Source organism: Mucilaginibacter sp. P2_A4 (genome assembly GCF_056405015.1).
Genome location: NZ_JBFUCX010000021.1, coordinates 1 through 13,469 on the forward strand (window position 1 = coordinate 1; position 13,469 = coordinate 13,469).

The window sequence follows — 13,469 nt, forward strand, 5'->3', positions numbered from 1 at the left end:
TACATCTACATCTGCTGGAGGCACTGTAAATACTTTGCCATTCGGTGATAAAAACGTGAAAGAATTATTTGCTCCTGTAGGTGCAGGTGTTAAATTCAGATTATCTGACGCGTTAGCTTTAAACTTAGGTTACACTGTTAGCTTTGTACAAGGTTATAACTTCTCTGGTGTTCACACTTATCCTACTTTTAGCCACTACTCTTATACTTACGGTGGTTTAGAGTATACTTTTGGTCCTAAATCAAAACAAAACTTAGAGTGGGTAAACCCAGTTGCTCAAATGTATGATGAATTATACGATGCAGCTTTACGCCAGGAAGTTGAAGCTTTAAAAGGCCGTGTTACCAACGTAGAAACTGCGGTTAACGACCTGAAAAAAGATTCAGACGGTGACGGTGTTGCTGATCAGTTTGACAAATGCCCAGGTACTGCTGCCGGTAGCGTTGTTGATGGTTCTGGTTGCGTTATCGTATTCCCAGCTTCTCCTGTAGGTTCTATCGGCATCGATACACCGGATACGAGATCAGACACACCGGGGGTAAATGGAGCACATCAAAATTCTTTAACTAACGTTAAGTTAGAAGCTGATAAATATTTAAAATTGATATATAATTACTGGGGTAATAAAAAGCAGTTTACCAATGCGCAAAAACTTAGTAACATAGAGCGTTATAAAAAACTGGAAGCAGAAAAGGTTGATGCAGGCAATTGGTTTGGTTTAAGAGATTATAGACTCTCTTTTTATAATAAGCTAACCAAGAAATAAGTATGAAAAGGATAGTTGTGTTTTTTTGTTTATTAACCATCTTCACTTTAAATATTGCCCAGGCGCAAACAAATGGACAACAGGAAACAGAACGTCTTTTTGCATCTGAAAAAAAGGACACTACTAACTACAATAATACTCGCCAAATGGATGCGAGATATACTTTGCCGGGCAATATTAAAAAATCGGAAGATTTAAAAATAGAAGAGGATAGGTATGGTATTAAACACGGACAAAAAGTATATGATTTTCAATATTATACGTCAATAATTATATTCGCGGTAGTTATATTTATAGTTTTAACAGGTTTGTATTTATCCTATAAGCAGTTTGAATTTACCCATGAAATGCTGAGAAATCAAACTGATGCTAAAAAAGCTATTATTATACAAGGCCCTGATGCCACTACCAAAATTACAGATGACACTACATCCCAGGAAACTAAAGCTGATATATCACTCTCCGGTTCCACTACCTTTGAGCTAAGTAAAGATGGTATCAAAATTAATTCGGCCGTTATAGGATTAATTATATTAGCTATTTCAATTGCCTTTTTCTTTTTATATCTTGAATATGTATATCCTGTACATGTTATTAAATGAAACCGGCGACTTTTAAAAAAACAATATCCGGATCAACTTATCATCAATAGCCTGAAAAAAATTCAGGCTGAACTAAATTGTGTTAAAAGTTCTGTTATTGATGGTACCCGATATATAATGGAATAAATAATTTTGTTTTCGACGAATAAATATGGTTGAAATAGAAAAAAGCTCATCAAAAAAAAGATGTAAATCAGCGGTTTGTACTGTATGCCACACCAGTACAGGCCAAAGGATACACCGTAAGTTGTTAGTAAAATTGCTATTGTTTTGGTTGCCGGTAAAAAGCTATCGCTGCAAAACCTGCCGTAAAGAATTCCTCGTGTTTGGGCGGTAAAATAGCAGATAGGGCCAGCAATACATTTACAACTTATCCTGGCGCGTGCGGCATCAATCCGTTTTACAACGTGCGGCATTTTTCGGTTGGGGTGATGCCGTCATACAATGATAATTTGCAGACTGGTGATTGTTTGCCGGGGCGGCCAAATTTAATTAGTTATAAGTATTTTAAAATCCTATTTTTAGCGCCGCAAATAAAGGTACGTTAGTGCGCTTATTTGCGGTTAACAAAAATAGCAATGAAAGTTTTAAAATTTGGCGGTACATCGGTGGGTAGCCCCGCCCGTATGAAAAACCTGCTCGACATTATTAACCCTGCAGAAAGACAGATCATTGTGCTTTCGGCAGTATCAGGTACTACAAATAACCTGGTGGAGATTGGACAGGCTTATTTAACAGGAGATAAAAAGAAGGCCATTAACCTGATCACTTTACTGAAGGATAAATACGAGCTTTTTATACAGGAACTGTTTGCTAATCCCGAATATTTAACACAAGGCAAAGAAGTAATAGATTATCATTTTGCATTGCTTAGTAACCTGGCTAATGACCAGTTCACGGCCGTTGAAGAAAAATTAATACTGGCACAAGGTGAGCTACTATCCACCACGTTATATCACGTTTATTTAAAGGAGATTGGCATACCATCGGTATTGCTGCCTGCTTTGGATTTTATGAAGATAGATGAGGATAACGAGCCTATTGTTGATTACATCACCGAAAAAATTACTCCTTTATTAGATGAACACCCGGAGGTTAATTTATTTATTACCCAGGGATTTATTTGCCGCAACGCTTTTGGCGAAATTGATAACCTGCGCCGCGGCGGCAGCGATTATACCGCATCGCTGATAGGTGCCGGCATCCGCAGCGAAGAGGTGCAGATATGGACAGATATTGACGGCATGCACAACAACGATCCGCGGATTGTAAAAGGTACGCAGCCCATTGCCCAGCTGTCATTTGATGAGGCTGCCGAGCTGGCTTATTTCGGAGCTAAGATTTTACACCCGCAAAGCGTTTTCCCGGCTCAAAAATATAAGATCCCGGTACGCTTGCTTAACACCATGGATCCGCAGGCCAAAGGTACCCTGATTACCAATACCAGCGAGAAGGACAAAATTAAATCTATTGCCGCCAAGGATGGCATTACAGCCATCAAAATTCAATCAAGCAGGATGTTGCTTGCCCATGGTTTTTTAAGAAAGGTGTTTGAGGTTTTTGAACGTTATAAAACATCTATCGATATGATAACCACATCAGAGGTGGGGGTTTCATTAACTATTGATGATACTACGTACCTGGGCGAAATTACCAGCGAACTTAATAAGTTTGGTTCTGTTGAGCTGGATGTAAACCATACCATTATTTGCGTAGTAGGTGATTTTGGTGCCGAAAAGCATGGTTATGCAGCAAGGGTGCTGGAGGCGGTGAAACATATACCGTTAAGGATGATATCATACGGTGGCAGTGATCATAACCTTTCATTACTGGTAAAAACCGATGATAAGGTAGAAACTCTGCGGAGCCTGCATAACCGGTTGTTTTAATTCGGATTTGGGATATTCGATTTCGGAGCCCGGATTTTTGACTTTTTAATTTTGATTTTTGACTCTCATAAAATGTTTAATACAGATACCATAAATAAATTTCAGCAGTTAGATACCCCGTTTTATTATTACGATATGGGTGTTTTGCGCCAAACTTTAGATGCCTGCCGTGATGCTTCGGCAAAGCATGGCTTCCATGTGCATTATGCCATGAAGGCCAATTTTAACCCTAAGGTTTTGGATATGATCCAGTCTTTTGGTTTTGGTGCCGACTGTGTGAGCGGTAACGAAGTAAAGGCAGCTATTGATCATGGCTTTGATAAAGGCAGGGTAGTTTTTGCCGGTGTAGGCAAATCTGACAGGGAAATAAACCTGGCGCTTGATGCAGATATTTTTTGCTTTAATGTAGAGTCGGTACAGGAGCTTGAGGTAATAAACGAGCTGGCTGCAGCCAAAGGTAAAAAGGCCAATGTGGCTATCCGTATTAACCCTAATGTGGATGCGCATACACACCATTTTATCACCACGGGCTTAGATGAAAATAAATTCGGGATCAATATATGGCAGTTGCCTGATGTGGCCACGGCATTGCGCAAATGTGCCAGCCTGCAGTTTTTAGGTATTCACTTCCATATCGGTTCGCAAATTACTGATCTGGAAGTTTATAAAAGCCTTTGTACCCGCATCAATGAGATGCAGGATTGGTTTGAAGATCATGGTTTCCCGGTTAAGGTACTCAATACCGGCGGTGGATTAGGGGTTGATTACTATAGTCCCGATACTAATATTGCCGATTTTGAAAACTATTTCCAGGTATTTAAAAGCTTCCTGAATGTTAAGCCAGGCCAGGAAGTACACTTTGAGCTTGGCCGCGCGCTGGTTGCCCAAAGCGCGTCGCTGATATCGAGGGTACTGTATGTTAAAAACGGTAAAAAGAAAAACTTCTTGGTACTGGATGCCGGGATGACGGAACTGATTAGGCCGATGCTTTACCAGGCATATCATCAAATTGAGAATTTAAGTCAAAATAAAATACCGGCAACCGGCAACACGCAACCGGCAACTGATTTAAAATACGATGTAGTAGGGCCTATATGCGAAAGCACAGATTGTTTCCAGAAAGACGTTGACCTGCCTGTATCATTCCGTGGCGACCTGATAGCGGTACGCACAGCGGGTGCATATGGCGAGGTAATGGCATCTGGTTATAACCTGCGCGATAGGGTAGGAAGCGTTTATTCGGAGTAGGTTTTAAAACTTAAGACCTACCCTGAACTGCACATAAGTGCCACCTTCAACAACAGCAAAGTATTGCTTAAACTGTACGAAATAAGAAAACGCGACATAGGTTGGCGTTTTATAAGTTACGTAATTGTTGTTGCTATTGTTGTAGATATTGTCGTTGCCAAATGTTTCGCCAACAAATATTCTGAAGCCCATCTGGGTATCTGGTTTTCTGCCATGAAATACAATTTCGCTGGTTAAGCCTCCTGTAAAAAGGTCGGTACGGGTATCTGTATAAAAATTGGGCTGGCCGGTTACTGCTTTCCTGAAATTGGCATAGTCGCCAAATTCATGACTGTAGGCAGCTTCAAAACCAATTATCCTGAAATCTGTACGGCTATCGCTATTGATAAAAAAGTTGCCTGATAGGCGGCCACCAACTGCACCAAAAAACTTATTTTTAAAGTAAAACGGGTCATTAGGCTGCAGGTCGTTATTGGCATAATTACCCAGGGAGGTAAATGCTCCATAAGCCAGGTTAAAGTTTTTAAAAGTATTGGCATGGCTTATATTAACCTGCCCGCTGGTAAGTTGGTCGTTAAGGTTGGGGCTAAAATCAAGCACCAGCGCGCCAGAAATATAAGTGGCCGATTTTGCGCTATCCATTGACATGGGTTTGGGCATGTAGGCTATATCGCTATGGTGCAAAGCAGGGCCGTAAATATGGTCGCTACATGAGCTTAATAAGCCAAGGATGAGTAATGCAGGCAGGTAAAATTTTATGTTCATATATCAGGAAAGATTAGGTTTAAGGCTTACAGAATATAAACCTTAATCAATAATACGGTAAATCTGCCGGATATATAACAGCGGGCTACAAATTAATCTATCAGCCCCGTAAAATAATCATCCTTAAAATCGACCGAATAATGCAGCACGTTGGTTAATTTTTCAAATTCGTGCTGCTCATGCGTTGTGGTAATCACTATAGCCTTCATACCGGCATTGGCCGCCGCCTCAACGCCTTTGGGCACATCTTCAAACACAACACAATCATCGGGCATGGTATCTAAAAGTTGTGCAGCCTTTAAAAAGGTTTCGGGGTGCGGTTTGCTTAATACCACATCATCTGCACTTACTATTGCTTTAAAGTAATGCCTGATGTTAAGATTATCGAGCACATAATCAATATTGAAAGGAATAGCTGCAGAGCCTATGGCCATAGGGATACCTTTTTGATAAGCGGCTTCTAAAAACTCTTGTAAACCGGGCAAAAGTGCCAGGTGTGGCAAAAACTCCTCCTGGTATTTTTCTTCTTTTTTGTAGGATAGATCGTTCATCTCTTCCGTGGTAAAACGATCGGGACCAAACATCCTTACCAATACTTCGGGATTTTTACCATACATCTGCTTTTTTACTTCTTCCCAGGTGAAAGAGCCACCCAGTTGGTCATTTAAAAGTGTTTGCCAGGCTTTGGTATGATAAGGCATATCATTGATCATGGTACCATTAAGGTCGAATATAAAGGCCTTCATATATCTGTTTTTGATTTTGGCGCAAACTTACAATTTAATAAAACTAAAATTGAAGCAGACACGTATATATACCATATACATGATAGGAATTTTACTTTAACTATATGTTGAAATACAGTTTTTAAAAATGTAGCTAAAATAATAAGGAGTGTGTTGTGGTTGCTTTTGTGCGATTATTACTTTTAGCAAGCCCGTTTGCCCAAAAGCTGATGGGCTTTTTTGTTTTAAAATTTATATGATGAGGTATAATAAATCCTGTAGACTAATTTGAAAATCTGAATGCGGGAGATGCTTTGAAAATCAGTTGATTAGCTATTGTTGCTTTTTAAAAACGTTAAACAGCCAGGTTTTCAAATTGAATAATGACTTTTGGCTGTTAGGCTTTTTAGAAAATTTGCCTAAATTGGCGCCTTTAATAAATAAAATAATGCAAAAAGAAGGAACAGTAAAATTTTTTAATGAGACAAAAGGTTTTGGATTTATCACACCTACAAGCGGTGGTCAAGACATTTTTGTTCATTCAACAGGCCTAATCGATGAGATCCGTGAAAATGATAAAGTTGAATTTGAAGTAGAGAACGGCAGAAAAGGTTTAAATGCGGTAAATGTAAAAGTTATCTAAGTATAATATAATCATTAAGCATACCAGGCATTCACTTATAAGTGGATGCCTTTTTTATTGGGCATTGGTTTTAGTAACTGGCCGCTGGTTTTTTCGCCTGTTTTGTATTCACCTGGTATTATCTCTTTTACGCTGCTGCCAAAACTGGCATTGTTGTTGTTTGTAGTTAGGTAAGTTAAATCATATCTACAAAAACATATAAAAAATGAAAGATCAAGCAAAAATTATAGCCGCACTATTAGTTGGTGCCGCAGCGGGTGCTGCATTAGGTTTATTGTTGGCCCCCGAAAAAGGTGGTGAGCTGAGAGACGATATTGCCGATTATATAAACGACCTTTTGGATACTGCCAAAAATAAAGCACAATCAACAGCAAGCGACATTAAACAATATGGTAATGATGCTTATGAAAAGGCAAAAACAAAATTTACCGGCACCGTTAACGATCTTTATGATTCTAAAGATGATGCCATTGAATTTGTAAAATCAAATGCTAAAAATGCGGATGATAAGGTGCATGCAGCTGCAGAAAGTGCTGTTAATGATGCCAAAGCAAAAGTAAAAGGCACTGCCAATGATTGGAACAATTCTATACAGAACGCATAATATTTAGTACTATATATAAAAACAAAAAACCCGGCCATTTTGCCGGGTTTTTTGTTTTTACAAGTATTGTAAATTTATTTAACCTCTAAGGTGTTGTCTTTTTCATTGGCATCCATAAACACGCCGCCATCTAATGTTATTGTTTTGATGCTTTTAGCGGTTTTGATATTTAACACAATCTGTTTCTGATCGTGTTCCCAAACAGCGGGTGTTTGGTGTAAGGTTTCGGTTGTACCATCTGCATAGGTAATTTTTGCATCAAACGGAATGGCAAAACCACCCACGTTTTTTATGTTTGCTGTATAGCCACCAGCAACTTTGTTTATCTTTTGCAAATTGAGATCAATATAATAGTTGGTGAAGAACCAGTTATTAAAAAACCAATCGAGGTTGCGGCCAGATACATTGCTCATGGAGTTAAAATAATCCCAGGGAATAGGGTGTTTGCCATGCCAGCGATCCATATAACCATGCAGCGCCTTTTTAAACAGATTATCGCCCAGCATATCTTTCAAAGCAAAATGGCTTAATGCCGGCTTGCCATAAGAGTTGTTACCGTAACCGGCCTTTAACTCGCTTGATGGGGTTATAATCGGCAGATCCTCTGCTGTTGAGGCATCATGGATCCATCTGTCTACCCTGAAATCTTTAAACAATTTGTCGGCTTTCTCGGCTCCTACCTCGTCTGTACCTATCAGGCGTTCAAAAGTAGTCGCCCAGCCTTCGTCCATAAAAGCGTAGCGGCTTTCGTTAATACCCATGTAGAAGGGGAAATAAGTATGCGCTATTTCATGATCTTGCACAAAAGCAGCAAATTGTACATCATCCTGGTGACTATCATTCACCATCATTGGGTATTCCATATCGGCAAAACCCTGGAATGCGGTCATTTTAGGAAAAGGGTAGGGTACACCCGGCCAGTTATGTGATAACCAGCTTAATGAGTGACGCCCGGCCTGCACCGCATGATGGAAATCTACTGCACTATCCAGAAACGCTGCCTGCATGCTGGCCCTGCGGTGGGTAACATCATCAACAATGGCACTGGCAGCATCCCACACGTAATGATCGCTTATACCAACAGCCATATCGCTGATGTCATTAGCTTTCCATACCCATGAATTTTGATCTTTTTGTGCTGTAACGTTTTTCTTAGCCAGGTCTGCAGCAGTAGCCACATGTATGGTTGAGTCGCTGGTCATGGATGTTTCCAAACGTTTAGCGTATTCCGGCTGTAATACAGCATTAGGGTTTTGTAGAGTACCGGTTGCCCATACAATGTAATTTTTAGGGGCATTTACAGTAAGCGTATAATCATTAAAATCATTATAAAACTCCTGTCCATCTAAAAATGGAAGTCTGTCCCAGCCATTATAGTCATCGTAAACAGATACTCTTGGGTAAAAATAAGCCAGGTAATAGGTGGTTTGGTCTATCATTCCCTCACGTCCGCTTTCTAACGAGATCTGGAAATGCCAGTCAATATCTAACTTTACCTGCTCATGAGGCGCCAGGGGTTTGGTTAAAGTAACCCCCATGTTGGTTGATGCGCCTGCACCATCTATTTTTGCAGCTTCGCCATTAACTAAAAACTTATCAAACTGGATGCCGGGTGTCAAGTAATCTGCGCCTGCATCGCCAAAACGGGCAACGCCCGGTTTGTGTATATTCAGGATCAGCTTCATGTTGAGCCTTTTCAGCGTATCCGGGCTGTTGTTTTCATAAGTTATGGTTTCTGATCCTTTTATATTCCTGTCTGGCGGCAAAGCAGTAATGGTAATGTTGTAGGTACCGTGGTTTTGCCAGTATTTTTTTCCCGGATTGCCATCTGCCTGTCGGGTGCCTTTATTGAAAGCTTTCTGGATATCGCGCGGCATATACAAATTTTGCGCCTGTACTTGTATAAGCGCAAAAAAGGATAGAGCAGTTAGCGTAATGGGTTTGATCATGTTCATAGTTTAAATAAATTCCTGTTGGATATTTGTAAAGATGCTTTTTAAAGTAAAAAGTTACAAAATAAATAAAAAATCAATATACCTACTTACTGGTCAGTTTTTGGTAACAAAATAGTAACAACTAATTTATTGGTCAAAAATGTTTTGTGATTACGGAAAATGTTTATTTTATTTGTTCAAGTTATTTTAATAGGGGTATTAAATAACTAATATTTAAGCCATCCGCTTTTTTGCGGATGGCTTTATTTTTTAAAAAAAGGTTTGATAACCTATTAATCCTCTGATAAATATTCTTTGGAGATGATCATGAACAGGCGGTCATTATCTGTTGATTCATCCATGCACTCAGTAAGCAGCTGATTTACTTTATCGTATTTTAATAGTTTGGCTACCATCATCAGCATCCGGCATGATGTGATGTTTACATGCTCCAATAATTGAATGTACATAATGATATCCAGATCGCTGAAAACAGTTATTGCCTGCTTTTCATCCAGGCAAAACTGGTCTTTAATGATAGCTTTTATAGGGTTGCAGTTTTTATCAGAAGGGATTTCGCCCATATAGGAATACACCTCGTCCATCCTGATTATTTGTTTTTTTACATCACCCCAAAATTCATTAATGGCCAGCTTTAAATTGCTGAATGATGCCAGGCTAATGATGTGGTCAAGGTTTTTATTGAGGTAACATTTGCTAAAGTATAACCGGTTAAGATTATGAATAAATACTTGCTTTAACTGGCCGGGCTCTAAAATTTTAATGGTATTATCGCTCATGATATCATAATTAATATTGTTAACAATAAGAGGTATCAATAAATTAGTGTATATAAAGTTATACTAAGAAAGCCTGTAAGTTTTATTTTGTTTTAATGTGTACGGATAAACTAACTTTGCTTCCTGATAAGTACAGTTATGAAATATAAATTAGGCGATTTTGTTCGGTTTGTTGATGAAAAAATGGAAGGGTTTGTAACCCGCATTATTGACGACCAGATGATTGGCGTTACTGGCGAGGATGAGTTTGAGATACCTGTGCTGGCCAGTAAAGTTACTACTGTACACGGTTATGAACCTGCCGGATCAAAAAAGAATACCGAAGCTGATGAAAAGCCAGTTGATTTATCGCAGTTTGATAAAAAAGGTATCTATGTTGGTGTTGTTGCCGATGCGAAAGCACAATCTGTAGTACATTTTCATTTGGTGAATACTACATCGTTCCAGTTGCTGGCCGGGTTTAATACCGAAAAACAACAGGTATTTAAAGGCGAGTTTTCTGGAATTATAGCACCAAAGTCATCAGCAATGATTTACTCGGCGCAATTGGCCGATTTGCAACTGTGGCCTGCATTTACATTTCATGTTATTTATAGTACAAAACAAAATATTGAACCACCTGCGCCATTGGTAGTTAAGGAGAAATTTAAAGCGAAAGATTTTTCTTCAACAAAAAAGCAAGTGCCTTTATTGAATCAGGCAGGTTGGTTAATACGGCTGGACGAGCCTGAATTGGTCCTGGACGCCCAAAAGCTAAAAGAAAGCTTTTTTAAACCTGCGGAAGAGAAGGTTGTTTTTGAAAAACCGGTGAGCGAGGTTGATCTGCATATAGAAAAACTGCGTGACGACTATCAATTTTTGCAAAGCAGCGAAATACTGAGCATTCAGCTGGCTCATTTTCATAAAGCACTTGATGCGGCTATTGTACACCAATTACACGACATCACATTTATACACGGTGCTGGTAACGGCACCCTGCGCCACGAATTGCAAAAGGTGTTAAGTAAACATCCTAAAGTGCAAACTTTTATGGATGCAAGAAAAGAGAAGTTTGGCTACGGGGCAACTAAGGTAATGCTGAAGTAGAAATATTATACTGAGCAAAGCAGTCTTATAAAACAAGGCCTTGTTACCTGTTTAGTAAGATTGCTTTTTGCAATATCGCTACAACGCATCCGGATTTGGAATGAAATTCATAAACGCCTGGAATTTAGCATAGTAGTTTTGCATATTAAGCTGGTAATAATAAGCCCCGCGTTTGGAGCCCGCTTTATCCTTATCGGCCAGTTTAATTAGTAGGCCGGTGGCCAGTACACGCTTGCTAAAGTTACGTTTATCAATGGTGGTGTTAAAAACGCTCTCGTACAGGATTTGTAGTTGGGGGATAGTAAATTTGGTAGGTAAAAGCTCAAACAGAATAGGGTGCATGGCAGCTTTGTAACGGATGCGCTTACGGGCCTGCTCCACCATTTCCTGTTGATCAAATATCAGTTTTGGCACCCGTTTAAGCTGAAACCATTCGGCATGATAGTCGGCACTTATCTGTGTTTCGTACTTGTGGATATCTATCAGGGCGAAATAGGCAACTGATACAGTGCGCTCCAGGGGGTCGCGATTAGGGTCGCCATAAGTATATAATTGTTCAAGGTACACTCCTTCAAGCCCGGTTAACTGCTTTAAAATACGATTAGCAGCCTGGTCCAAACTTTCGTCATTCTGCACAAAACCACCCATTAAACTCCAGTTGCCTTTTTCGGGCTGAAAGCCTCTTTTAATCAGTAATATTTTTAGAAGCTCCCCATCAAAGCCAAAAATTATGCAATCTACCGCTAATAATAACCTGGTTTGTTTAGAATACTTGAGCATTTTTTACTTTGAACTTTTGTAATAAAAACAAATATATAACAACATTTGGTATATGTGAACTAAATGGAAGTTGTAACTGCAATCTGATACCTGGGGGGCAATAATTGAGAGGATTTGTAGTGTTGTAATAACAATTAAAGTAACCAGGATATTTTATTTAGCGAGCGGCAAAGTGTCTATTTTTAAATGTGCGGCACCCAACAAGCTGTGTTTAAATTTATCCTAACCTAAAACGTTTCGGTTTTGTTGCGGTTGTTGTTATTTTGAATGAACTTTAATTAATAAAATATAAAGTATCTTAGAATGATGTTTTCTTGGTATATTAAAAAAATTGAAACTATTTAAGTCAAAAAATGGTTGCGGTTTTAACACTTTGAAAAGTTATTCAGGTTACATAAAAATATAACATCAGTACCAATTGGAAAATTTTACCCCCGAGATTCAGGCAGATATAGAAGCTGTAAATAATATCCCTGTAGTAGCGTCAATTCTGGAAGTGATATGCCGTACTACGGGTATGGGATTTTCTGCTGTTGCAAGGGTTACCGACGAAAAATGGATTTGCTGTGCCGTACGTGACGAGATTCAATTTGGACTTGTACCCGGAGGTGAGCTGGTATTGAAATCAACCATTTGCCATGAGATAAGGCAAAGCGGAGTGGGCGTAATTATTGATCACGTAGATAAGGACGAACGTTTTTATAACCATCATACGCCTGCCATGTATGGTTTTCAAAGCTATATTTCTTTGCCAATTATACTTAAAAACGGTGATTTTTTTGGTACGCTTTGCGCTATTGATCCCCGCCCGGTTGTTTTAAGTTCGCCCGAAATTGTTGGCATGTTTAAGTTGTTTGCGGAACTTATTGCTTTCCACCTGGATGCGATAGACAGGCTGGCGCTGAGCGAACTGAAATTAATTGAAGAACGCCAAATTGCCGAGTTACGCGAGCAGTTTATTGCCATATTGGGGCACGATTTGCTTAATCCTGTAGGCGCGGTACTTAATGTTGCCCAATTGTTGTTGCGAATGCCAGCCGATGATCGTGTTAAACGTTTAGCCAACATTGTACAGGATTCTGCCTATCGCATGAAAGGCCTCATTGAAAATATATTGGATTTTGCACGCGGCAGGCTTGGTGAGGGGATCATACTTAATCGTAAAGATAACGAGCCGCTGGAAGAGATCCTCAACAATGTAATAACCGAATTGCGTATCATCTGGCCGGAAAGGGTTATTGTTGTCAATTTAAACCTTACGGATACTGTAAATTGCGATGGCAGGCGCATTGCCCAACTGTTCTCAAATATATTGGGTAATGCACTATCACACGGCAAAAACGATATGCCTGTTGTTGTTGAAGCATCAAGCAGCGCCAATGGTTTAACGTTATCCGTAACCAATAGTAGTAACAGGATCCCGGATGCGATGCAGGCGCGCCTGTTCCAGCCATTTTACCGTGGCGACGTTGAGCCGCACAAGGAGGGCCTTGGCTTGGGTTTGTATATCTCATCAGAAATTGCACGGGCACACGGCGGCACACTAAGCGTATCGTCTGATGATGATAGCACCTGTTTTACTTTATGGCTCCCGCCTTGTTAATTGTTTCAAAAACAAGGTCTGCAC

12 protein-coding genes and 1 pseudogene are annotated in these 13,469 nt (G+C 39.6%); 8 read left to right on the top strand and 5 right to left on the bottom strand.

Going from position 1 to position 13,469, the window contains the following annotated elements; translation table 11 throughout:
* From AC1DYB_RS27555 to lysA, 4 genes and pseudogenes are all read left to right on the top strand, one after another.
* Window positions 1-766, top strand: a pseudogene (locus AC1DYB_RS27555) (hypothetical protein); the annotation flags it as partial.
* A 2-nt stretch (window positions 767-768) separates the two neighbouring features.
* Window positions 769-1,368: a hypothetical protein gene (locus AC1DYB_RS27560; protein WP_477439756.1), complete on the top strand. Its 600-nt coding sequence runs from the start codon at window positions 769-771 to the stop codon at window positions 1,366-1,368.
* A gap of 578 nt (window positions 1,369-1,946) precedes the next feature.
* The gene (locus tag AC1DYB_RS27565; RefSeq protein ID WP_295720819.1) at window positions 1,947-3,257 is read left to right on the top strand and encodes an aspartate kinase; all 1,311 of its coding nucleotides are present in this window, start codon (window positions 1,947-1,949) and stop codon (window positions 3,255-3,257) included.
* A 72-nt stretch (window positions 3,258-3,329) separates the two neighbouring features.
* Complete coding sequence (lysA, locus tag AC1DYB_RS27570) at window positions 3,330-4,505, top strand: diaminopimelate decarboxylase (protein WP_295720818.1); 1,176 nt, start codon at window positions 3,330-3,332, stop codon at window positions 4,503-4,505.
* A 3-nt stretch (window positions 4,506-4,508) separates the two neighbouring features.
* Here the strand turns inward: lysA and AC1DYB_RS27575 are convergent, their stop codons facing one another.
* Window positions 4,509-5,270 (bottom strand): hypothetical protein, encoded by a 762-nt coding sequence (locus AC1DYB_RS27575; RefSeq protein WP_477394822.1) that lies wholly within the window; start codon window positions 5,268-5,270, stop codon window positions 4,509-4,511.
* Window positions 5,271-5,362: 92 nt separating this feature from the next.
* Complete coding sequence (locus AC1DYB_RS27580) at window positions 5,363-6,016, bottom strand: HAD family hydrolase (RefSeq protein WP_477439758.1); 654 nt, start codon at window positions 6,014-6,016, stop codon at window positions 5,363-5,365.
* A gap of 427 nt (window positions 6,017-6,443) precedes the next feature.
* Between AC1DYB_RS27580 and AC1DYB_RS27585 the strand changes: the two genes are divergently transcribed.
* A complete protein-coding gene (locus AC1DYB_RS27585; protein ID WP_090644815.1) occupies window positions 6,444-6,638 on the top strand; it encodes a cold-shock protein in 195 nt (64 codons plus the stop codon).
* Window positions 6,639-6,843: 205 nt separating this feature from the next.
* Window positions 6,844-7,242, top strand: coding sequence for a YtxH domain-containing protein (locus AC1DYB_RS27590; RefSeq protein WP_295720815.1), 399 nt, complete (start codon window positions 6,844-6,846; stop codon window positions 7,240-7,242).
* 74 nt (window positions 7,243-7,316) lie between these two features.
* Here AC1DYB_RS27590 and AC1DYB_RS27595 read toward each other — a convergent pair whose 3' ends face one another.
* Window positions 7,317-9,197, bottom strand: coding sequence for a M1 family metallopeptidase (locus AC1DYB_RS27595; RefSeq protein WP_477439760.1), 1,881 nt, complete (start codon window positions 9,195-9,197; stop codon window positions 7,317-7,319).
* A 272-nt stretch (window positions 9,198-9,469) separates the two neighbouring features.
* Window positions 9,470-9,976 (bottom strand): DUF892 family protein, encoded by a 507-nt coding sequence (locus AC1DYB_RS27600; protein ID WP_295720813.1) that lies wholly within the window; start codon window positions 9,974-9,976, stop codon window positions 9,470-9,472.
* 138 nt (window positions 9,977-10,114) lie between these two features.
* Between AC1DYB_RS27600 and AC1DYB_RS27605 the strand changes: the two genes are divergently transcribed.
* Window positions 10,115-11,062: a Smr/MutS family protein gene (locus tag AC1DYB_RS27605; RefSeq protein WP_477439762.1), complete on the top strand. Its 948-nt coding sequence runs from the start codon at window positions 10,115-10,117 to the stop codon at window positions 11,060-11,062.
* Window positions 11,063-11,140: 78 nt separating this feature from the next.
* Here the strand turns inward: AC1DYB_RS27605 and AC1DYB_RS27610 are convergent, their stop codons facing one another.
* Window positions 11,141-11,842, bottom strand: a complete 702-nt coding sequence (locus AC1DYB_RS27610) for an NUDIX hydrolase (protein ID WP_295720811.1) — start codon at window positions 11,840-11,842, stop codon at window positions 11,141-11,143.
* Window positions 11,843-12,260: 418 nt separating this feature from the next.
* Here AC1DYB_RS27610 and AC1DYB_RS27615 point away from each other — a divergent pair, with 418 nt between their 5' ends.
* Window positions 12,261-13,445 carry a GAF domain-containing sensor histidine kinase gene (locus tag AC1DYB_RS27615; RefSeq protein ID WP_477439764.1) on the top strand — a complete coding sequence of 395 codons (1,185 nt, stop codon included), beginning with the start codon at window positions 12,261-12,263 and terminating at the stop codon, window positions 13,443-13,445.
* The last annotated feature ends 24 nt before the right edge of the window (window positions 13,446-13,469 follow it).